This is a genomic window from Stenotrophomonas maltophilia group sp. Smal13 (assembly GCF_030236855.1).
Lineage (GTDB): Bacteria > Pseudomonadota > Gammaproteobacteria > Xanthomonadales > Xanthomonadaceae > Stenotrophomonas > Stenotrophomonas maltophilia_A.
The window spans coordinates 22428-42858 of record NZ_JASJSQ010000014.1; the positions used below are offsets into that span (position 1 = coordinate 22428).

20 protein-coding genes are annotated in these 20431 nt (G+C 62.8%); 6 read left to right on the plus strand and 14 right to left on the minus strand.

Features of this window, described 5'->3' with window-relative positions; genetic code table 11:
* Nucleotides 1-19: 19 nt before the first annotated feature.
* Nucleotides 20-193, minus strand: coding sequence for a hypothetical protein (locus QRO95_RS07125; protein WP_097048477.1), 174 nt, complete (start codon nucleotides 191-193; stop codon nucleotides 20-22).
* A gap of 9 nt (nucleotides 194-202) precedes the next feature.
* Nucleotides 203-1015 (minus strand): alpha/beta fold hydrolase, encoded by an 813-nt coding sequence (locus tag QRO95_RS07130; protein ID WP_132809008.1) that lies wholly within the window; start codon nucleotides 1013-1015, stop codon nucleotides 203-205.
* 221 nt (nucleotides 1016-1236) lie between these two features.
* Here QRO95_RS07130 and QRO95_RS07135 point away from each other — a divergent pair, with 221 nt between their 5' ends.
* Nucleotides 1237-1719 (plus strand): nuclear transport factor 2 family protein, encoded by a 483-nt coding sequence (locus QRO95_RS07135; RefSeq protein ID WP_285302122.1) that lies wholly within the window; start codon nucleotides 1237-1239, stop codon nucleotides 1717-1719.
* 40 nt (nucleotides 1720-1759) lie between these two features.
* On the opposite strand, the gene QRO95_RS07140 is transcribed toward QRO95_RS07135, so the two are convergent.
* The 4 genes from QRO95_RS07140 to QRO95_RS07155 form a co-directional block, all read right to left on the minus strand.
* Complete coding sequence (locus tag QRO95_RS07140; RefSeq protein WP_285302123.1) at nucleotides 1760-2779, minus strand: YafY family protein; 1020 nt, start codon at nucleotides 2777-2779, stop codon at nucleotides 1760-1762.
* Between the two features lie 70 nt (nucleotides 2780-2849).
* Nucleotides 2850-3875, minus strand: coding sequence for a hypothetical protein (locus QRO95_RS07145; RefSeq protein WP_285302125.1), 1026 nt, complete (start codon nucleotides 3873-3875; stop codon nucleotides 2850-2852).
* 12 nt (nucleotides 3876-3887) lie between these two features.
* A complete protein-coding gene (locus tag QRO95_RS07150; RefSeq protein WP_285302126.1) occupies nucleotides 3888-4442 on the minus strand; it encodes a hypothetical protein in 555 nt (184 codons plus the stop codon).
* 86 nt (nucleotides 4443-4528) lie between these two features.
* Complete coding sequence (locus QRO95_RS07155; protein ID WP_285302128.1) at nucleotides 4529-6073, minus strand: hypothetical protein; 1545 nt, start codon at nucleotides 6071-6073, stop codon at nucleotides 4529-4531.
* Between the two features lie 517 nt (nucleotides 6074-6590).
* Between QRO95_RS07155 and QRO95_RS07160 the strand changes: the two genes are divergently transcribed.
* A complete protein-coding gene (locus QRO95_RS07160) occupies nucleotides 6591-7682 on the plus strand; it encodes a hypothetical protein (protein WP_285302129.1) in 1092 nt (363 codons plus the stop codon).
* Between the two features lie 56 nt (nucleotides 7683-7738).
* Here QRO95_RS07160 and QRO95_RS07165 read toward each other — a convergent pair whose 3' ends face one another.
* The 4 genes from QRO95_RS07165 to QRO95_RS07180 all read right to left on the minus strand — a co-directional run bounded on the left by QRO95_RS07165 (nucleotide 7739) and on the right by QRO95_RS07180 (nucleotide 11645).
* Complete coding sequence (locus QRO95_RS07165; RefSeq protein ID WP_285302131.1) at nucleotides 7739-8884, minus strand: YncE family protein; 1146 nt, start codon at nucleotides 8882-8884, stop codon at nucleotides 7739-7741.
* 186 nt (nucleotides 8885-9070) lie between these two features.
* Nucleotides 9071-10084 carry an XVIPCD domain-containing protein gene (locus tag QRO95_RS07170; protein ID WP_285302132.1) on the minus strand — a complete coding sequence of 338 codons (1014 nt, stop codon included), beginning with the start codon at nucleotides 10082-10084 and terminating at the stop codon, nucleotides 9071-9073.
* 2 nt (nucleotides 10085-10086) lie between these two features.
* Entirely contained in the window at nucleotides 10087-10722 is a 636-nt protein-coding gene (locus QRO95_RS07175) for a hypothetical protein (RefSeq protein WP_049399106.1), read from the minus strand.
* Nucleotides 10719-11645 carry an XVIPCD domain-containing protein gene (locus QRO95_RS07180; protein ID WP_099479146.1) on the minus strand — a complete coding sequence of 309 codons (927 nt, stop codon included), beginning with the start codon at nucleotides 11643-11645 and terminating at the stop codon, nucleotides 10719-10721. The genes QRO95_RS07175 and QRO95_RS07180 overlap by 4 nt, the downstream gene beginning before the upstream one ends.
* 427 nt (nucleotides 11646-12072) lie before the next feature.
* Between QRO95_RS07180 and QRO95_RS07185 the strand changes: the two genes are divergently transcribed.
* Entirely contained in the window at nucleotides 12073-12570 is a 498-nt protein-coding gene (locus tag QRO95_RS07185; RefSeq protein WP_285302134.1) for a hypothetical protein, read from the plus strand.
* A gap of 183 nt (nucleotides 12571-12753) precedes the next feature.
* Here the strand turns inward: QRO95_RS07185 and QRO95_RS07190 are convergent, their stop codons facing one another.
* The 3 genes from QRO95_RS07190 to QRO95_RS07200 all read right to left on the minus strand — a co-directional run bounded on the left by QRO95_RS07190 (nucleotide 12754) and on the right by QRO95_RS07200 (nucleotide 17344).
* The gene (locus QRO95_RS07190) at nucleotides 12754-16098 is read right to left on the minus strand and encodes an XVIPCD domain-containing protein (protein ID WP_285302135.1); all 3345 of its coding nucleotides are present in this window, start codon (nucleotides 16096-16098) and stop codon (nucleotides 12754-12756) included.
* 34 nt (nucleotides 16099-16132) lie between these two features.
* Entirely contained in the window at nucleotides 16133-16777 is a 645-nt protein-coding gene (locus QRO95_RS07195; protein ID WP_285302161.1) for a DUF1629 domain-containing protein, read from the minus strand.
* A 189-nt stretch (nucleotides 16778-16966) separates the two neighbouring features.
* On the minus strand, nucleotides 16967-17344 hold the full coding sequence (locus QRO95_RS07200; protein WP_285302136.1) for a hypothetical protein: 378 nt from the start codon (nucleotides 17342-17344) through the stop codon (nucleotides 16967-16969).
* Nucleotides 17345-17511: 167 nt separating this feature from the next.
* Here QRO95_RS07200 and QRO95_RS07205 point away from each other — a divergent pair, with 167 nt between their 5' ends.
* From QRO95_RS07205 to QRO95_RS07215, 3 genes are all read left to right on the plus strand, one after another.
* Entirely contained in the window at nucleotides 17512-17721 is a 210-nt protein-coding gene (locus tag QRO95_RS07205) for a hypothetical protein (protein WP_285302137.1), read from the plus strand.
* Between the two features lie 91 nt (nucleotides 17722-17812).
* Complete coding sequence (locus QRO95_RS07210) at nucleotides 17813-18238, plus strand: energy transducer TonB (RefSeq protein WP_285302138.1); 426 nt, start codon at nucleotides 17813-17815, stop codon at nucleotides 18236-18238.
* Nucleotides 18239-18692: 454 nt separating this feature from the next.
* Nucleotides 18693-19061, plus strand: coding sequence for a hypothetical protein (locus QRO95_RS07215; protein ID WP_285302139.1), 369 nt, complete (start codon nucleotides 18693-18695; stop codon nucleotides 19059-19061).
* Between the two features lie 30 nt (nucleotides 19062-19091).
* Here QRO95_RS07215 and QRO95_RS07220 read toward each other — a convergent pair whose 3' ends face one another.
* Nucleotides 19092-20429, minus strand: coding sequence for an McrC family protein (locus QRO95_RS07220; RefSeq protein WP_285302140.1), 1338 nt, complete (start codon nucleotides 20427-20429; stop codon nucleotides 19092-19094).
* Nucleotides 20430-20431 lie beyond the last annotated feature (2 nt).

Sequence of the window (20431 nt, forward strand, 5' to 3'; positions counted from 1 at the left end):
CATGGCTCGATTCTACAGATCACGATCCGCGCGGCAGCTTCGCGGCCCACATGTTGTCCACCAGATTGGGATAACGCCGCCCGTTCTCTTCCGCACGCTGCCGGGCTGCCTCCTTCTGCGCAGGCGACAACGGCTGCGACGTCTGGCCCTTGGGATTGGGCTTCTTCCACGGGGGCGTCTTCGGTTCACGCATGGCCGCAGCTTACTGCTTCAGGAAGTTCAACAGCGCCAGATTGAAGTGATCAGCATGACTGGTGTTGCAGCCATGCGGCGCGCCTTCAAGGATCACCACTTCGCTGCCCGGAATGGCTCGGTGCGTGCGCTGGCCAGAACCTTCAAACGGCACGATGGCATCGCTGTCACCGTGCAGGATCAAGGTCGGCACCGTGATCTTCTTCAGGTCTTCGCGGAAGTCGGTGGTAGCAAACGCCTTCATGCACCCCAGCGCTGCGTTCTGGTCGGATTGATGGCACAACGCGATCGCCGCCTGACGCGTCTCTTCGGTCACCATCAACTGGCCATGGGCGCTGAAGAAATCGCGGGTGAAGCCATCGAAGAACGCCTCACGATCCTTCTCCAGACCGCTGCGCATTTCATCGGCCTTTTCCTGGGTGAGCGGGCCTTCCGGGTTGTCATCACTGCGCAGCAGGAACGGCGGCACCGCCGCTGCAAACACCACGCTGTGCAGACGGTCCTGCCCATGATTGCTCACATAGCGCGCCACCTCACCGCCGCCCATCGAGAAGCCGACCAGGGTGACGTCGTGCAGGTCACGCTCCTCGATCACCCCGGCCAGGTCCGCTGCCAGCGTGTCGTAGTCATAGCCCTCGGCCGGCTTGTCGGAACGGCCGAAGCCGCGCCGGTCGTAACTGATCACCCGATGCTGCGCATCGCGCAGGATCGACACCTGTTGTTTCCAGGCATCGGCAGACAGCGGCCAGCCGTGGATCAGAATGACCGGGCGGCCGTCACCACCGGTGTCTTCAACGTGCAGGCGGATGCGGGAAGCAGGCATGGGAGCTCCTGTGGAAGGGGAGGCTTTCAGGCTATTGACCGCTGCCTATCGCGACCGTGATGGAATCGCCGGTCGCCATGACATCGCCTGCACAGACGACGACGCCTCGGCCGGGCCGCCAATGCGGGCATTCGCTCCGTGGAAAACCCGTTTCATCGGAAGCCGGCTGCAACGGCCCAAACGCCATGCGAGCCTGCGTGAACCACCCTTGGAGCCTCGCCATGTTGCTGCCTACCTTGCCCCTGCTGGCTGCCGGCCTCGTCGCCACAGCGCCGTCCACCGACGACCTGCGCCAACAGATCCGCCAGGCCGACACCCAGCTCTTTGCTGTGGCCTTCGAGGCCTGCGATGCCGACAGGGCCGCCGCGATGACCACCGAAGACATGGAGTTCTTCCATGACAAGGACGGCAAGTCGGCCAGCAGCCGCGAGGACTTCCGCCGCAGCGTGGCCAACATGTGCAGCAATGCGCGCAAGGGCGGCTGGAGCCTGCGCCGTGAGCTGGTGGAACCTTCGCTGCAGGTGTTCCCCTTGCACGACGAGCGGGCGCTGGAGATCGGCGACCACCGCTTCCATGAACGCGGCAAGGACGGCGTGGAGCGCTGGGTGGGCCAGGCCCGCTTCATCCAGGTCTGGCGCCGCGTGGACAGGCGCTGGTTGGCCGAGCGGGTGATCAGCTACGACCATCGGCCGGCAGCGAAATGAACCCGTCGGTCAGTGCTCACTCACCCCGACCAGGGGCATTTCAGCCCAAGGCCTCCTCCAGATCGCGGGCATAGTAGCTCGCTGCCTGGGCCAACTCCGCGCCGATAGCGTCGCACAGGTGCGATGGGGACTCGACCCGCACGTTGCTTCCGAAGCCCATCAGCCACCACCGCAGGGTCTGGTCGTCCTCCACCGTAGCGCGCAGCCGGATCCACCCATCGCCCAGGTCACTGATTCCCTGATCGTCCGACAGGGGCGTCTCCCTGAGATGCTCCGCAGCCTTCGCCCGGAAACGCGCCTCCAGCACAATGCGCCCTTGCCCCTGGAACGCGGTGGCGGTGGTCGTCGCATAGCGCTGGAAGTCGAAGTCCGGCAGGCTTCTTGCCTCAGTTTCCAGAACCCGGGTTCCGCTCAGGCGATGCAACGCCAGGTGGCGGATGTCCGTATAGTCCCGCAGCATGCAGACAAGGTACTGCGCGGAACCGCGCATCAGCAGCCCAAGAGGATGCATGATCATCTCCTTCGGCTCGTCCTTGCCTTTGCTGCGATACCAGCCTGATAGACAGCGCCGGGATGCCAATGCCCTGTGGACATCCACCTGCACCGCCGTTTCCACTTCGGGGGCAAGCAGGTTCAGCCCCGTTGGCAGAATCGCCGTCCTGCTCGTCCACTCCCCCCAACCCGACGTCGAGACCTCCGCCCGCGCCATGTCGAATACAGGCATCAGCTCATTCATGGCCGTTGCCGGGAGCAGCTGACGCAGATGTGCATGCGAAAGCAGCAGTGCAACACTCTGCGAAATCGACAACCTGGGAGTGAAGGCAAAGTTCGCTTCTCTTGACCAACTCCAGCCAAAGGGCTTTTCACTGTCATCGGCAATGAGCTGGAACCGCGCGGACAGATTCTGGAGGTCCCGCTCAATGGTGCGGCTGCTTGTTCTGAAGCCCAGCGGCTCCAGATTCTCGAGTATCTGCCTGACCGATATCCTGCGCGGGGCGCGCGGGATCATACGCAGCATCTCCCACTGCCGCATCAGTGTGTCGTTCGAACGGATCTTCATATCAATCTTCCCTTCCAGAGCCGACAGGCAGCAAGAGCCCCACCAGAACGGCGTGGGGCTCCGCCCATCGTCAAGCCGCCTTGGCGGGCTGCTCACCCTTCATCACCACCATCGCCGTATCCACATCGGCCACGGTCTTCTCGGTCGAAAGCACCAGGGCGCCTTCGTCATCCAGGATCGGCGTATCGATCATCACCTTGATCAGCTGGGCAACCTTCACGGCACGGAAAACCCGCTCCCGCGCCTGCTGGGGGAAACTACTGAAATCGCAGCCGTGCTCCCGGATCACATCACGGATGTCGGCTACACCACGACGCAGCGACATGCACAGCTTGGAGAACGTCCTGTTTGCGAGTGTTGTCACTGCCTCGACCGCTGCCAACTGTTCGGCGGCCAACACGGCCTCGTCGTAATGAGTTCGAGCAACCTCCTTGTAACGGCGGGCATCAGCCAGCGCGGCTTCAGCCTTGCTGCCCACGACGTAGCCAAAGATCGCAAGCGCCGGACCGGCAACCAGACCACCCAGCACCAGGGTGCCACCGGCCATTCCGAATCCACCAGCAGCCAACGAGCCGCCGCCCAGCCACGCCAGGGTTGCGTTGGTTGCGGCAACACCACTGAGGGTTGAAATGGCGGTACCGGTGCTGGCACTGGCCAGCAGCATGGTCCCGTTGTACGCACCAAACGCCAGCGCGGCGCCACTTCCCAGCCCAGCGCCCAGGCCCAGGCCCGAGTCCATAAGCAACTGGTAGTCCCGCTTCAGGCCTTCCAGCGACGCCGTGCTGAAATCGCCCTGCACCAGCTTGTCCAGTTCGGGAGAGCCGATCCCCTCAACGTTCTTGAGCTGGCCGAATGCATCGATGAAGTCCGCAATCCCTCCATTGAAAGCGCGCAGCTTGCGTGCACCATAGTCCTCAAGCACCGTGTTGGTACGCTTTCGCTGCGTCTCCAGCAGCGACGACCCCTTCTCGATCAGCCCTTTGGCATCGGCGTTGGCGATGCCGGCATCCTTGTGATCGACCACGGCCTTGCCGCCCTTGTAGATGCCGTACAGCGCGCTGGCCGCCATGGCGGCCCCGATTACGATTGGAATCATGGGTAACTCCCTTTACTCAAGAATGATGGCAACGGTACGGCTGGCCTCGCGATTGATACTTTCCGCGCGCTCAAGCAGGTCGTTGTAGATGTAGTCGTCAATACCAAAGATGTCGGCCAGGCGACGCAACTGCGCTTCCTCGACACTCGACACTTCACCGTCGGCCAGTGCAAGCAGCATCAGTTCATACAGCATCACCTTCGGTACGGCCGGCTGTACGACTTCGACCATGGCCTGGTCGATCAACGAATCGAGCACCTCGCACGCCACACGCGCCCGCTCTACCGGGTCGCTCTGGCGCACCAGCGGCATCGTCTGCAGGCGCGCCAACAGTTCCTTCGTCACCCCATCGGACCGATATACCTTGCCGCACTCACGGGAAAAGCTGTCGAAGATCGCGCGTTCGTGCTCGGATTCATCCAGCGAAACCTTGCTCAGGTTGGTATCGCCAGTCACTTCCTGGTGGGTCTTTCCATCCCACAGCATCGGGTTGTCACTCACGCTCAGCAGGCGCGCAACCTTCAGGAAGGTTGCCTGCTCGGCGTCTGGAAGCAGGTAAAGGAACATCGTATCTCCAAGGTCTTGGGATCACACACGGAAGCCGGTGTGGCCAACCTGCCCGGAAGGCCACGACCAGAAATGGGTTTGATTCATCAGAGCCGAAGTGGCTCGTCACCCGTCATGAATGCATCAAATTCCTGCAACGAATCAAACTGCAGGCGGCTGCCCAGCAGAAGGGAAAATCGGTTGATTGCAGCCGCAAAGTCGTCGGCGTCAATCTCTGGCTGGGTGGTGTCGAGTGCACACAGCAGCTGGGCCGTCTCGTCATTCAGCACTGGAAGCTCGTCCGCAATGAACTGTCCAAAGGCCAGGCGCTGTGCCAGGATTTCCTCACGGGCCGCTTCATTGAGCTCGATTGCCAGGGCCAGCCTCTCTGCGGCCAGACCGGCACTCCTGACCGCCTCCAGCGTTTCCCGATAGAAGATCGACGAAAGCGTGCAGCCAATCATCCCGCCGATGGCGGCGCCAACTACCGGAACCGGAATGGCGATCTGGCCCAATGCCGCCATCATGGCCGAAGCCATCATGCCGGAACCCTTCTCACCGACCTCATCCAGGAACTGGACGCCGTCGATCTCACCCTTGGCGTAACGACGTATGCAGCTGGTCATGGTCACGCAGACGTCGACCACCATGGCCGGCGCGGCGGTACGGGAAAGCACCTGCAGGCTCTGCCGGCCCGACTGCTGCATCACTGCGGTCAACGCGGCGCCGGACGCAGCCGTTGCGTAGCCCATGCCGGCAGAAACGGCACCATCCACCAGGACAGCGCAGCCCGCATCCAGCATCCGCTTGCGTTCGGTTGCAACCGCATACGCATTGGTCGCCACGCTGATCGCCGCGCCAATCATGAACGCGCCGCGCGCGCCTTCAAGGCCTGCCCTGTGGCTGGTATGCGCGATGTCGCGCACCGTCGCCATCCGCGGATGGGTGCGGTAGAACTTCGCATCGTCACTGGTCAGCCCCGCATCCAGAAGGTTGCCGGCCAGCTGCTCGTAGTTGTCGGCCTTCGCACGGAGATGCAGTGCTACCTCAGGCTTGCCCCTCGAGTCGACCACGTCCGCCTGGCGGCGCAGATCTGCAGCCTGCGCCCGGCAATATGCCTCGGCATCGATGTACTGTTCCGACGGCAGCTCCAACTTCAGCCCACGATAGCGCGAGAACTCGCCATCGGGCGCAGCGATCTTCTCAAGGAGCCGGTCACGGTTGCCCACGAACTTCATCTGGGACTGGCTGCCTTCAATGATCTGGCCATCCAGCACCCTTACCCGGTCAACGCGATCATCGTTTCGCCGGTACTGGGGATGATCATCACTGCGCACCGTGCGAACGGGTGACCCACTGATGATGGCCTCGGCATTGTCACGACTGGTCGCTGCCACCTCAGCCGCATAGCCAGCCTGCTGCGCAATGCTGTTCTCGGGACGTACCGGATCAAGCTTGTACCTGGAGATCTTCTCCAGGCCATGGGTAAATGTCTGCCCGGTCAGCGCATCTGTTCCGGTATACCCCTTGATGTACTCGGCATTTGCATTGCCATAGCGCTGGACAGTCTCCAGCGTTGACATCGTCGACGCTGCGTCCAGGATCTGCCTGCCCGACATTTCGCGGGCATTGTCATCTGCATTGGGTTCCATTGCGCTTTCCTCCGTGACGCAAAGCATCCAGCTGTGGGCCAATACCCGGGCATGCTTCGCCCTAAGGTTTGGCTGGGAGATCCATCTTCGGCGTATATAGCGACAAACCATGTCGTAACGCCTGATCCCCCCGGATCATCGACAGCACATCCGAAAACTTTAGGCCTATTGCGAACTTTTCGTGGCCGATTACGACGACACATCGCACTGCGACACAGATTGTCGGAGGGATCCGCATATTCCTCTCCGGGGAGACCATGTCAGTGCTGGGCCTCCCTTCCTTCAATCACCTGACGAGGAACGCCATGTTCAGAATCATCGGTGCCACCGTGGTGTACGGGCTCGCGCTGTATGGCCTGGGATGCTGGGTACGCGACAGCAACGAAGTACGTGACACCAGATAGACGTTTACTACTGAGGAAACCCGGACGACCTCAGCGGTCGACAGCAGGCAATCCCCTCACCGGACAGCGAGGGAAAACAGATCAGGATGATGGAACCCCCAGAAGGGAGATTGATGAACAAGCGTCATTCCGAGCTCGTGATCTTCATTGACAATGTCGTCGCAGAACTTCGCCCGGTGCTGGCCTGGATCGAGCGCCATCCGGTTCTTATTGCGTCGATTGCCGTACTTCTGCCCAGCGCAGGCATCCTCTACTACGCCGTCAGGGAAGAGCTGCCTCTCAGCCTGCTTTCGTCCGATGCCGTTTCCGCACTCCCCATGATGCTTGCGGTGACCGGGCTGCGCGTCCTTGCCCTGGCCGTCATGTTCCTTTCCCCCATCGTACTGTCACCCAATCGGTTCTCGTATATCCCAGGCCAGGGAATCAAACTGCTGCCGGACGATCCGGCGAGCCGGAACAGGACGCTCTGGCGCTGGAGCCTTGCGCTGATCACTCCGGGCGTACTGCATTTCAGCGGAATCTATGTCGCATCCTTCTACACCGAGATTTCAGATGCAGCACTGTGGTTCAGTACGATTGGCTGCCTGCTGATCTTCGTTCTATTTTCCCGCTGGGCGAAGCCCGATGACAGGAAGCAGAAATGGCTTTCCTTGGATAGCTACTTCCTGCTGGGCATGGGGCTCATGCAACTGCTGTCCATCAACACGATCATGCGGCTCATGCTCGGCCTGGTCTCCAGGGAAAGTGATCTGGTGATTGGCATGTGCCTGCTCACGGCCGCAGTAGCATTGGGCATATTCCAGTCCATCGTCATCAGAGTGGTCGATGAACTGAGTGGACGATACGGCGTTGGTGTACTTGCACTCTCGTTCGCCTCGATCATGGTCACCGTGGCCATGCTCTTCCCTTCGACCGGTGCATACCTGGCCTCGCAGGTTGTCAATCCGCCAAGCGGAAAATCCCGTGGCTGCATGATGCTGGACCTGCGATCGCGTGACGGCGCATCGCACAGGCTCCTGATCGGTGATGGTACTGCTACCCATCCGATCAACGTTGTGTACTCGACAAGTTCCGTGCTGCTTGTACGCATCAAGGATGACGACAGCAGAACCGTCCATCGCGTCCCCATGGACCAGGTTGCCGAGTTCATATCGTGCCCGCGGGAAGCAGACACGAAGAAGTCACCAGCAACACAGGGCACTTGATGCCCTGAGCCGAGCAGGGCCGCCCATGCCGGACGCACGGGCGGCCCCGTAGCCGGTTACAGCTGAATCCGCGCCACGCTCTCGTCGGCGCCCTTGTCATCCTTCTCGCCGTTCTTGATGCTCACGAACAACACGTTGTTCTTCGCATCCAGCGCCAGGCTGTTCGGGTGGGTCGGCACCGTGTAGGTGGCCACCTTCTGGTAGCTGTCACTGTTGTAGGCGGTCACCGTACCGGCTTCGCGGTTGGTCACGTACAGGCGCTTGCGCGGTGCGTCCAGCAGGATGCCCAGCGGGCCGGCATCGGTCGGGATGCTGGCCAGTTCCTTGCCGGTGCTGCGGTCGAGCACCAGCACGCGCTGGCCCGGGTGCTTGCTGACCAGGCCGCTGCTCTTGGCCTGGTAGCCACGCAGGAATTCCGAGCCCTGGTCGGTCACGAACAGGCGCTTGCCGGCCGGGTCCAGCGCGATGTTCATCGGCTGCTCGGCGGCGATCTTGTGCTGCGCCACCACCTTGTTCGAATCGGTGCCCACCACCACCAGATCGGCCAGCAGGTTGCTGGTGTAGACGCGCTTGTTGGCCGCATCCAGTGCCAGGCCCGGCGCCTTGGCATTGCCCAGGCCGTCGATGGTGTTGATCACCTTCAGCGTGGTGGTATCGATCACGAACAGCACGCTGCTCACCTCCGGCTGGCTGCTGTGGCCGGTCACGTATAGGCGGTTGGCCGCGCTGTCGACCACCAGCTCGCGCAGGTCATGGGTGTAGGCGGCCTTGCCGTCCTTGCCAGTCTTCTTCTCCATCAGCTGGATGGTGCCGACAGCCTTGTTCTGCGCGGTGTCGACCACCGTCACCGACAGGTCCACGGTGTTACCCACGTACAGGCGGTTGTGGGCGTCATCCAGCACCACGCCGAAGGCCTTGCGCTCCAGCGGGATACGGGTTTCCACTGCCAGCGTGGTCGGATTCAGGCGCAGTACCTGGGCCGGGCCGGCGTCATCGCCGAAGCCGCCAGAGGAGGCCACGAACACGGCGTCCTGCTTCGGGCTGTAGGCCAGCTCGTACAGGCCCTTGGCCACCGCCTGGCGCTGCACGGCGGTGGTGGCGCTGGCGGCGGGTGCGTTGTCGGCGAACGCGGAGGGCGCGCCGAGGCTGAGCGAAACGGCAACGGCCAGCGCGGCCGAGCGGAAAAGAGGATTACGGAACATGCGAGCGTCCTTGAATGGGCACGGGAAGGTGTCCTGGCTCGCTGGGCCGTACTGCGACGGCCCGCCCCGCATCTGTCTGCGCAGGGTGGGCTGGCTGGGGTTGCGGGGGAATGGTAGCAGGTGGGGGGCGTGGCGTGCGTCTGCCTGAGCGTGGCAGACGTTCGACCTTGGAACCGCGTCCGCCGGCTATGCCATCCGTGGGCCGTGGCTCTGTTGCAGTTGCTGCTCTTCCTGCAGGCGCTGCACATCGCGCTGCGGCGGGTTCTGCTGCAACTGCGCGACCCGTTCGAACGAGGCCTCCACCGGTGCCTGCGCTGCAACCTCCGCGGGCATGCTGGCGCGCTGGTGTGCCGGGTCACTGGGGTCCCCCTGCACGATGAACAGCTTCGGTGCGGTATCACCGCGCTGCTCGCCCAGCACCACTTCGTCCACGCGCGAGAACTGCTGCTCCTTCGACAGCGCGAGCAGGCTGGCACTGACATTGCCGTTGCGTGCACCGAAAGCGCCGAGGTCGGCCACCTGCTGGTGGATCTGGTTGAGGCGGGCATGATCGTCGTGCGCCGGGTCTGCGGGCGTGCCGCTTGCCGCGAGTGCACTGTTGCCGCGCCACTGCTCGCCGTTCTCGGTGAACATCCACTCGCGGAACGTCTGCTTCGGCATCGGGTTCCACTGCACCCTGTCCAGCTCGCTGCCCTTCACCTGCTGCGGAATGGCGTTGACCGCGCGGATGTTGTCCAGGACCTTGGTGGCGCCCTCGTAGTTGGTGATCTCCCCGGCCAGCCCGACCGGTCGCAGGCCTGCGTGGTTCAGGGCACCCCATGCGAAATCGGTGCAGGCGTTGGCGAAGAAGTCGTAGTTCATGTCGAAGCCGTGCTTCTTCGGGTCCGCCGAGAACTCGAGGATGCGGTCGTACTGCTCCTTGCTGATCTCGATCGTGCGCTCGAAGCGGGGCTTGTCGTAGACCGACACGTCCATGTCATCGACTTTGCCCCTGTTCGGCTCGTCCTTGGTGCCTGCGTGGGTGAAACCAATGCTCTCCGGCAAGGGTTCACCCGAACGGCGCAGCGACAGGAACATGTGCCCCGCGAACGAAGGCTCCAGCAGGAACCTGTTTCCCTCGGCATCACGGCCGTAGCGCGGCGTGCCGGGGGCCGCCAGATGGATGGTTACGCTGTAGCGTTCGGCATCGTCCTTGTGCATGTCTACTTTCCTAGTGATTGGTAGCCAATGATCAATTCTGCTTTCAGGCCATCCAGCTGGGGTCGATCCTCCACAAGGTCGACCAGCAGAACGTAGCGCCCGGGTGCAATGCCTCCGACCTGCGCCAGCTGCAGCGTGCGATAGAGCACGTCTTCAGAGTACAACCCGGCCTCGGCCAAGCTGTTGATGTCCACACTCCCCGTCGTCAGGTCTGTGACCACGCCATCATCGGCGATCTTCTGCGAGTCGCGTCCATCGCGGGTACGCTGCCAGAGCTGTACATGACGAGCCGAGCTGCCATCAATCCGCTCCAGGCGCAGCCGCGCTGGCAAACGTCCGAGAGTGATCTTCTCCGAAGCATCCAGCAGCCGCCGCGCGTCGGTATCCTGCAGCCGCAACCCGATGTTCAGAATCGGAATGGCCGGCTTCTGGGGTGCCGGCAAATCAAACGTGACCTCGGCAATCCGACCGGCCTTCTGCAACTGCACGGCCCGCGTGATCGGCACAACCGTGCGGGACTCGGCCTGTGCGCGCGTCAGCAGGGGCGGCGCAACCTCAGGCGCTGGTGACGCACGGCATGCCGCCAGCGCGCCCAGCACCGCCAGTACCACCGCCCCCCGCCGCTGTGGCCGCGTCATTGCTCCTTCAACCGCAGCGAATCGGCCACATCCGTCTTGGCCGCCACTTCAGTGGCGATGCTGGCGCGGCGGTGCCCGGGGTCGTTGCGGTCGCCCTGCACGATGAAGATGCTCTCTGCCGCATGGCTGCTCTTGGTCGGCTGGCTGAGCAGCACGTGGTCCACGCGCGAGAGATTGTTCTGCTTGGCCAGCACCAGCAGGCTGGCGCTGATGCGCTGGCTGGCCGCATCGAACGGGCGGCCATGCGCGGCATCCAGTTCGGCCACTTTCTGGATCAGCTGCGAGAACAGGCGATGGTCGGGATGAGAAGGGTCCAGCAGCGTGCCGGCCACTTCAATCGGCGTCGGCGGCGGCTCATCGCTGGCGCGGTCACCCTGGCGATGGTGCTCGGCCTCGCGCTCGGGCATCGCATGATGGGTTTCGGCATTCAGATCGCTGCCCGGGAACGGCGCGGCAATGCACTGGATTTCCGGCAGGTTGAACAACACCGCGAACTCGCCCAGGTTGCTGCCGCCATCCAGCGGCGCCGGCAGCGGATGCAGGCCGGCGTAGTGCAGCGCCGCCCAGACGAAATCGCTGCAGCGATTGATGGTGGCCGGGCGATCCACATCAAATTCGAACTCGGCCGGCTCCTCGGCGAAATCACGCAGGCAGCCGTAATGCTCCTCGGTGATTTCCAGGGTGCGGCTGTAGTACGGGTCCAGATGCTCGTCCGCATCATCGTGGCGAACCTGCGCGTACTGCACGCCGGAGCGGGTTTCGCCCGGCACTTGGCGCGGTGGTGCGAAGCCATAGCTGTGGGCCTCGTCGCCCGCGGCCACCTGCAGATACATATGGCCGCGCGGCGAAATGCCCCCACTTCTTAGCGGAGTGCCGGGGGCGGCCAGGTACAGCGTTGCGGTGTAGCGTGTTGCCTGCTCCATGCCTGTTCAGCCTTGATGGGTGCTGCGGTCCTGGCCGGATGATGGCATAGGTGGGATGGGCGGCAGGTGGAGGACAAAGTTGGGGCCACGACTGGCATGCTGAATGTGTGAACCAGCCAGCAAACGTGGGCGATCAATACCCCGCCGGTAGAGTCAGTCGGGGTCAGCCCCTTATAGTGACCTCTCCACTGCAAGGGACTTGCCGATGGGCACCGCAATCCAAGGGGCGCCAGCCTCGCTTCCCGCGATCTCGGCTTGGCGGCCTCTACTGCTTCCGCGTCATATGATGTCGCATCTAGCTCGCGCTGGCGTAATTTCCGGACTATCGGCCATGCTTACTCTGACGTCTGCATGTGCGCGATCGCCGGATACGTCTGCCCTCAATGAACGTCCCGCTGCCGCAGATACGCCCCCTGCCCGCATCTCCATGACCGAGCTGCAGAAGCGGATTGTGGCCTACGCGGATTCGCTCAGGTCAAGGGCGGACATCAGTCCGGAAAAGTTGGGCACGGCGATCGGTGTCTCACTCGTGCCAGACGAAAAGGTCAGCATCAGGCACATCGCAAAGGACCTGGCAACGACGGACGGCTATAACTATGGGGTGACTTATCTATCGGTTGAGTCGGCGCGTGAGTTCCCCAGCCAAGAGGTGATCTTCTATCAGTTGGGCAAGCAGCCAGTGACGGATGCTCCGAATGCCGTGTGCTACTGGGAAGCCGAAAGTGCCGGACGAGCCCTCGAAGCCCTCGGATACAGGACCGGAGGAGAAGTGCCATTTCAGAGAGGGGGCATCAGGCAGTACCGGCGCCCCATCACCGGTGGTAGCCAGGGTATGGATACCAGCCTGTTGACTTATCGTTCCAATGAAGGTGATACCGCGAGAACCTGCGTCTACGCGGTCCAGTTTGGAGGGGGAGACAGATGAATACGATCCCCCTCTATCGGAAGATTGTCGCGCCGCTTTGCCCGTTACACTCGGCGTGCCGGCAGTGGCGAGGCTGCCTTATTTGGGCCTGCGCAAGTAGGCAACCCGCGGTTCCGGCGCTTTCCATGTGGCGTCATCTTCAGTCCTTCCTGCAGGTCGCCAGTGCAGCGCGTGCCTTGCTCATCACATGCTCGCCGCACGAATCTGGATGTCGTGCTGCACCCGCTGATCTTCCAGCTGCTGGTCCATCTGATTGGCAAGCGCACGCTGATGCGCTTCACGGCTGACAGAGTCGAACTGCTGCAGTGACTCCTCCACCGATGTCTGCGCCGCCATCTCGGTCGGCATCGCAGCGCGCTGATGGGCCGGATTGCTTGGCTCACCCTGCACCACGAACAGCGTGTGCCCAGCTGGGTGTTCGCGCGTAGCGTTGCTCACCAGCACATGGTCCACCCGCTCCAGGTCGTTGTCCTTGGCCAGTACCAGAAGGCTGGCTGTCATGCGTTCGCTGACTTCATCGAAGCTTCGGCCGTGCTTGGCGTCCAGCGCTTCCACGCCCTCACGGATCTGCTGATACAGCGCGTGATCGGGGTGGCCGGGCTGCGTGGGGTCCTGCAGCGCCCGGTTCGGGCCCGATGCCTCATCCGGTGCGGGCGCGGCCGGTTCAGGGCCTGGCGCTGTCGTGGGCTCGGCAGGAACAGTGATAGCCGCAGTGACGGGCTGGAGGTCATACAACGGAGCCGGTTCGGGCTCTGGCACGTGTTGTGCCGCTTCCTGCTCCAAAGGCCATGGATCGCGCGCGGGCTCAGCAGGCAGCGGCTCCTTGAAGGGCACCGGTTCCACCTCCTGCACTGCCATGTCCTGCTTTGGAGTGGGGGCAACCGCAGGCACCGGGGCCATCTTCTCCGGTTCCGCTGCCTGCTCTGTGCGCTGCGTTGGCACCGTCTGCGTTGCCGCTGCCAGAGGCGCGGCAGACTGTGGCGTCGCACGCTCGGATTCGGCTGGGGGCGCCTGCATCGGCCCAGCGGGCTCCGGCCTCTGTGAGGCGGTACGGTTTTCGGTGGGCGCCTCGCTGTTTGGATGGGGCTGAGGTTGGAGCTCCGCCTCACGCCGCGGCGGATCGCGCTGCTCGGCGTACCGCGGTGGCTCGGGCTTATACTGCGCCGCGGGCGTAGGTGGTGGTGCGACCGTTATCGCTGGCGACGCTGCCGCAACCGTCGCAGGCGCGATGGACTGCGCAGTCGCCGGCTCTTCGGGCCGCACTTCCACGTTTCCATCCTGCTCGGATGGCTTGTCGCCATGTGCCACCTGCGCGGCTGTTCGTGCAGCCTGCCCTGCATCCACCTGCGCAGCACCCTGTCGATTGGCCTCCTGCAGTGCCTGCCGGTACGCCTCCTGCTCACCCGCCGACAGCGCGGCAATGCGCAGCTCGGGTGAGTCCGGCACCGGCGCCTGCTCATTGGCACGCGCGCGCACCTCATTCCATGCGGCCTGCAGCTCCTGCGTACTGGTGGTCGCGACGGCGCGCGCCACGCCATCCTGGCCCACTTGGTAATGGGTGATGGGCCGGGACGCGCCCGCGTTGCCCTCGGCTACAGGCCCCAGTTCCTGCAGCGTGGGACCCGTGATGCCGTGCCGCTCGCGCGTGCGCGCCGTGGCCAGGGCAATGGCCTGCTCCCACGCTGGGGTCAGCGCAACGCCCGCAGCGTAGTAGCTGTGGCGCAGCTCGTTCTGGTTCACTTCCGCCGCAGACGGCAATGGCCGCGCGTCCAACGCGGCAATGGTCTCGTTGAACTGATCGAGCGATGGCTGCTGGATGGTGCGGGTCAGCTCCAACTCCAGCGCCATGTTGCCCTGCGCGATCTGGCCAGCATGGTGCCATTGCCCTGCTTCGTCGCGCTGGTAGAGCTGGTTGTCCGAGCCCTGGATGGCGTCGGGCTTGGCACGGGCCTGCTCCACTGCTTCCGGCACCAGCGGCACGAAGTCACTTGCGCGTGTAGCAGCACGGGTCTCCAGGTAGCTGGCGGCAATCGCGGCCTTGCCGTTGGCGATGTTGTTCTCGATGCGCTGCACCGCCTCGCGGTTCAACTCGCTGGCGCGCTCGGGGCTGGCGATCTGCGTCTCATACACGCCCCGGTCGTTGGCGCCGGACACGCCAATCCTGACCTGCCGCGTCCACTGTTCGGTCTGCGCATCGCGGTGCCAGTTGGGATTGTCCAGACGGCCCTCGCCGTCCTTCGCCGGGATGCTGAAAGGATCCTGCGGCGGCGGCGCCTTGCCCAGCGCCAGCTCTACCGCTTTTACATGGGCGTACGCGCCCAGCTCGCGGGCCTTCTCGTAACTGGCGCCCACACTGCGCTCAGCCGGATTGCCCCGGCCGTCGCCTGTGCTGTCCATAACCGCCTGGCGCTGCCAGTTGCGGCCATCGAACTGCCATGTGACATCGGCCTTGTCGGTCTGCCGGTGGACGGCGCGGTTGTCGAGCAGATCGGCGCCCTTGTCGAACGCCTTGCTCATCAGCAGCGCATCGCCCGCGACGATGGCCGCAGGGACGAAGCTGGACGTGCCGATCACCGATGCCGTGGCCATGCCACCGATCCAGCCACCGCCGTTGCGTGCCAGAGCGTGGGTGAGCTCGGATTGGGCGGCGGTGCCGTTGCCCGCTTCCAGCAGCTGCGAGGTGCGACGGGCGGTGATGACGGCGTCGGCGCCGGAGGCGAGCAGGCCGCCGGAGCGGATCAGTTGGCTGGTGGAGGCTTCGCCGAGGAGCAGGTCCATAGTGATGCCGCCTTGCTGCAAGCGAGGCGCACGAATGCGATAGGCAGCCTCCTCACCCAGCACTCGCTCCACTTTCAGGATGCCCGGCTCCGACATGACAATCCGACCAGATTGTTGCGCATCGGAGATTGCCGCCGACAAGCTGTTCCTCTGAAGCTCAAGATCACTTCCTTTAGTCAGCTTGGTGCCGAACTGATCATGGACATCCAGCAAGGCCACAATGCGCGATTCAGTTCTGGTCACTAGAAGATGCATTCGCTCGTCTGGACGCATGCCAGTCAACGCGCCGTACTGCGAAGAGTGGACCTGCGCGTAGCGATCGACATTCCCGAAGAATGCCTGCGTTCGCGGCCTGATGGCATCTGAATCCATGCCAAGAGGGGCGTTCGTGTAAAGATCACCGTTGACTAGGCCAATCGTCATCGTGTCGCGAAGGCCGTTGACCTGAGCTGCCACGCGCTGCATCGCAGCCACGTCACCGCGAAGCGCAGCTTGGCCGTCTGGTGATGCCTCGATCATCTCCAGAGAAAAGGTGATTCCGTTTTGATAGTCCTTGATCGGCCCCCCGCCATGAGGGGAAACACCCATGGCAGCAGCGAGCCTCTTGTCTGCCGGCATGTAGAGCAGGTTCTCGAACACATCCTTCTCAACGAGCTCTGCATCCACCAATACCTGCAGAAAATCGTTGTTATTGAAGGTTTGTTGCTCAAGCACATGGTGCTTCTGAAGAATCGGACTGTTGCGCGGCATAGAGCGACCTCTTCCTTGAGTTCAATCAGCGGACTCAGATATCAGCTGCGTCCGTAAACGATAGTCCTCGCGACTCGCCCCTACCACCCATGCCGGCGGCCAGAACCGCATCGCGCAAAGCGCTGTCACAGAAAACCAGGTTCCCTGAGTACGGCGTTCGGAATATGTGCGCCTGGTTGATGACATCCTTTCGGAACGCCAGGGAACTTCCACCCCTGAGGTCGTAAAACTTGCCTCCGGGATAGCCCTCGTCGCGGACAACGCGGAGCTTTGACGCAGCTTCATCGACCGCATCGATCACTCGGGTCACATCGCAGAGGAAGTAGCGCGGCCCTTCAGATCCATTAGCGAGGCGGTACTCGCTCTCCGCAAACTCGAATCCGTTGGGATCGACAGAGACGAACGCGTTGCGCAAGCGCTCCGACACGAGCCAGTAACCGCTCATCCCTCCTTCAAGATCTTCAGGAAGCCCCCCCTTCTTGGGTGAGTGAACCAACAGTGGTTTCTCTGCCAAAGGTGGAAATCCACCCCCTTCGGGACGTAAGATCAGCCGTGGAGGCGTGCGAAGTTTCTTCACATTCTCGAACACTACCCCGTGACCCTTTCCCCCGCGAGTGGTGTCCGGCATCAAGAGGAAGAATTCTCCGCGTCTGGGCTGAGTTGACTCCATTTGCTCCATGATATTCATCCCTTACAAAGTCCTAATTGCTAGCCTCGGGCCAACCTGAAAGAGGGGGAGGCGACCTCCTTTCATTTACGTGAAAGCTGGCACCACGCCTACCGCACTTTACCCCGGCGTGATCTGGCTGTCGTACATTCCCAACGCACCCGAAGCTCCAAGAGCTGGCACTTCCCAATTTCAGCTCCGCTAGCCCAACACCAGATCCCCATTGATCAGCGCCACCTTCACCGTGTCCTGCAGCATCCTCACGGCCTCCACTGCCCGAACGGTAGAACCTAGGTCGCCTTCAAGCGCCCCCTGCCCATCTGGCGAGGCCTCGATGGCAGCCAACTGCTGCAACATGCCCTGTGAGTAGGCATCAATCGGCTCCTGCACATAGCGCGCGCATCCCAGCTCATCTGCGAACGCCTGCTCAATGGGCAGGTACAGCCAATTGGGTGCAGAGTTGATGTCGAACTCGCCCGCCGCCTGCAGATGGCGAAGTAGGTTGCTTCCCGCAACGATCGTGGGACCGATGATCAACTGAGAATCGAACAGCGCGTCATTGTCTTCGATGGCAGCCATGGGTCTCCTTTCCTATGGATGTTGTGATGGGTAACCACGGTCCCCTTTTACTCTGGCATGCATTGGTGCGCAATCGGACCACAATGAAATTTTGCGGAGCGCTGACGGCGCGTCCCGCCGTGTGAGACCCATCGCAGCCACACTCCTCTTCTCACTGGAGGAAGACCGTGACCAGGATCGAACCCACATGGCTGGAAGCCTTCGACAAAGAGCTCCTCCACCTGTTCGTCATCGACCATCGCGATGCCGGCATGGATGAATACCTGCTGGGCTGCTACGCGGACCTTCCTCCACGCGAGGCCGCACTGGCGTTCGGCAGCGACTACGACCTGGAGCGCGACGATGCGCTGTGGCCACGGCCAAGCGCGCCTATGTAATCCGCGCAGCAGTCCCGCATGCCGGCATTCAAGGCAAGCGATGCCAGGGGATGGCCGCTATGCTGGCAGCGCACCGGAATGGAAACCACGTATGCCCCGTTTGAACACCGCCCTGGCACTGAACCTCGTTTTGATGCTGCTGGGCGCTACACCTGCCATGGCCATGGCGGCAGACCCCCAGGTTTCCACTGAAGTGTTCGTAGAGGCCGGTGACAACCCTACCTTCAAGCTGCAGCAGGCGCCCGCCGTTGTGTATTCAACGGCCCTCGCCACGCCGCCCGATATCTTCCTGCAGGCTCCCATGGCGGTGCTGCTGGTTGCTCAATTGGATGAGCTGGGCCACGTTTCCAACGTGATGGTGGCGCGGTCCAGCGGACTGCGGGAGCTTGATCGTGCGGCCCTTTCCGCAGTGGACCAATGGCGCTTCGATCCGGTCGTGGTTGAGGGCGTCGCGCTGCATGCGCGGGTACGGGTGCGTCTGACCTTCGCGCCCACGGCCGAGGCGCCGCCCGGCTGAACCGCTGGTCCAATCTGTCGCGATTGACTCTACGCCATCGCGCTGGCTCCGGGCGCTCATGCGGTTGGGGCCAATAGCGCCAAGCCCTTCAAGAGCGTTGCCGCGCAATCGCTTGCTGGCTTAACACCGTGTGCGACAATGCCGAAAGCGTCAGGACCGGCGATCATCAGTCCTGTGGTTTCTTGGCATTTGGTTGCGGCACGGGTATCTCTTGGCGTGCCACCGGAAAAGGGTGGCGCGGGGTTCGAAAGCCCGCTCAGTAACCTTGTGTTTTGCGCTTGTCAGCCGGCGTCACCTTGTGTGACGCCGGCTGGCAATCCGTTCGCGTTCCATGGCGGGCGGTGCGTGGGGGTCTTCGGACCCACCGGCATGGTTACTGTCCGGCTTTCGAACCACGCATCGTCCGCCGCCTTTATCTGGTGGCGCTGCTATCTGTCCTGTACGGAGCATTGCCATGACCACATCGGACTTCCGTTCCCTGCACGCGCAGTACGATCCGGACAACGCTGAAGCCGAGCGCGAATCGTACGTCGATCCCAATGCCTTCGTCGCCACGCTGCACCGCATCGGAACCGGTGCAGCTGCGGATGGCCAGCCTTGGCCGGAACGGCATCAACTGCCTGGGCGCTGCCTTCAGCTGGCGGATGCGGATTGTGCGTTGGCGGGGCTGCGCGTGGTGGCGGAACTGATGCTGGCTGCGGAGCGTACGCGGCAGAACGGCGCGCCCGAGGAGTACTTGGGGGATCGGGTGATGGAAGGGTTGAAGATGGCGTGTGTGGCGTTGACTGCGCAGGTGGCTGAGAGGTTGCAGGTTAGGGAGTAGCACGTGTGCATGAGCGGCCGGCTCAGATAGTTAAGGGAACCCAGCTACTGAGCTCGCTGCTATGCGCAGCGGTGGGTTCACTTGAGGAGGGACGTTGCCGTCCGGCCGCCAGTGTTCTGGCATCACCAGCAATCCACGCTCTAGATCAAAAGGCAGCACCCAAAGCTGCAGTTCGGCGCTGAAATCAAATGCGGGAAGGGGCTGCGCTAATCCCGCGTGCTGCGGATAGACCAGCGCCATTTGCCCTACTCCACCCAGGTAGCGCTGCCCGTAGGCAAACATTTGATAGAAGTCGGATTGTTTGAGCCCGTACTTCTCACGCGCGTCGCTGGCCGTTGCATCCAGCACTTTCCACTTCGTATCAAGTACGCGAAGCTCATCGCCTCGTCGCAGCAGAAAATCTGGAATCAGATTGAACCAGCTTGCCCCGCCATGGCTGCACAGGTACTCCGACGCTGCACCGCCAACCCGCCACTCCGGCGCGAACTGGCGCGCTAGGCAAGCGCCCACGTAGCGCTCAAACAGCCGCTCCATGGGGAACATCATGCTTGGGCTGCGCCAATCGCCCGCCAATGCCAAGGGGCTCTGGCCCGACAAGATCAGCTCGCATAGCGGACGGACTTCACGATAGTGGGCCATCAGCCGGTCGCTGCCCCAAGCGCGCAGATCGTTAGCCACCTGGGTACTTCGTGGCACGCTGGCCATACGCGTAGACAACTCCTGGGCAAGTCTCCAGGTTCCCGCGTTGCGCGTACGTGCACACACGCGATCCAGGGCGACGCGCAGTAGCCGGTTCTCAGGCCTGTCCTCGCTAAACACATCGTGCTCGATATTGAAGACGTGGGCACGAGTGGGCGACTGACGTAGCTGACGCGACATATCCAGGCGACCACGCAGGAATAACTGCTCCTCGCGGACCCGTGTGTAGTCGAAGCGAAGTCCGCGCTTTAGTAGTTCATCCAGCGCGCCGATGAACCGCCCCATGACCCATTCATTTAATGGGGTATCGAACAGAGCCACGTCGGTAGGACTACCTTCCCTCGGTGAGATGTCTAGCGCGGTGCAGAGCATGCGGCGCAGCAACCGCCTCGCGCCAAGCACATCATCTACATGTGCAACGTGCTTCGGCAGCACCTCCAATGTGGTGCCGTCGGGACATTCCACTACACCTACATACTGGTCCAGACGCAGCCAGCGTGCGCCATCGCGCTGCATGAGCGCCGCTCCGCCCGCGCGCAAGCGCTCGAACTCACCACAGAGCCAGTCAAAGGACGCCTGCGGCAAGAAGGCGGCGTCCAGCCCCTCCTGCCGCGGACCGCCTTCTGAAACGCCGATCCGCGCATACTCGCGCACAGTCAGCACAGCCATCG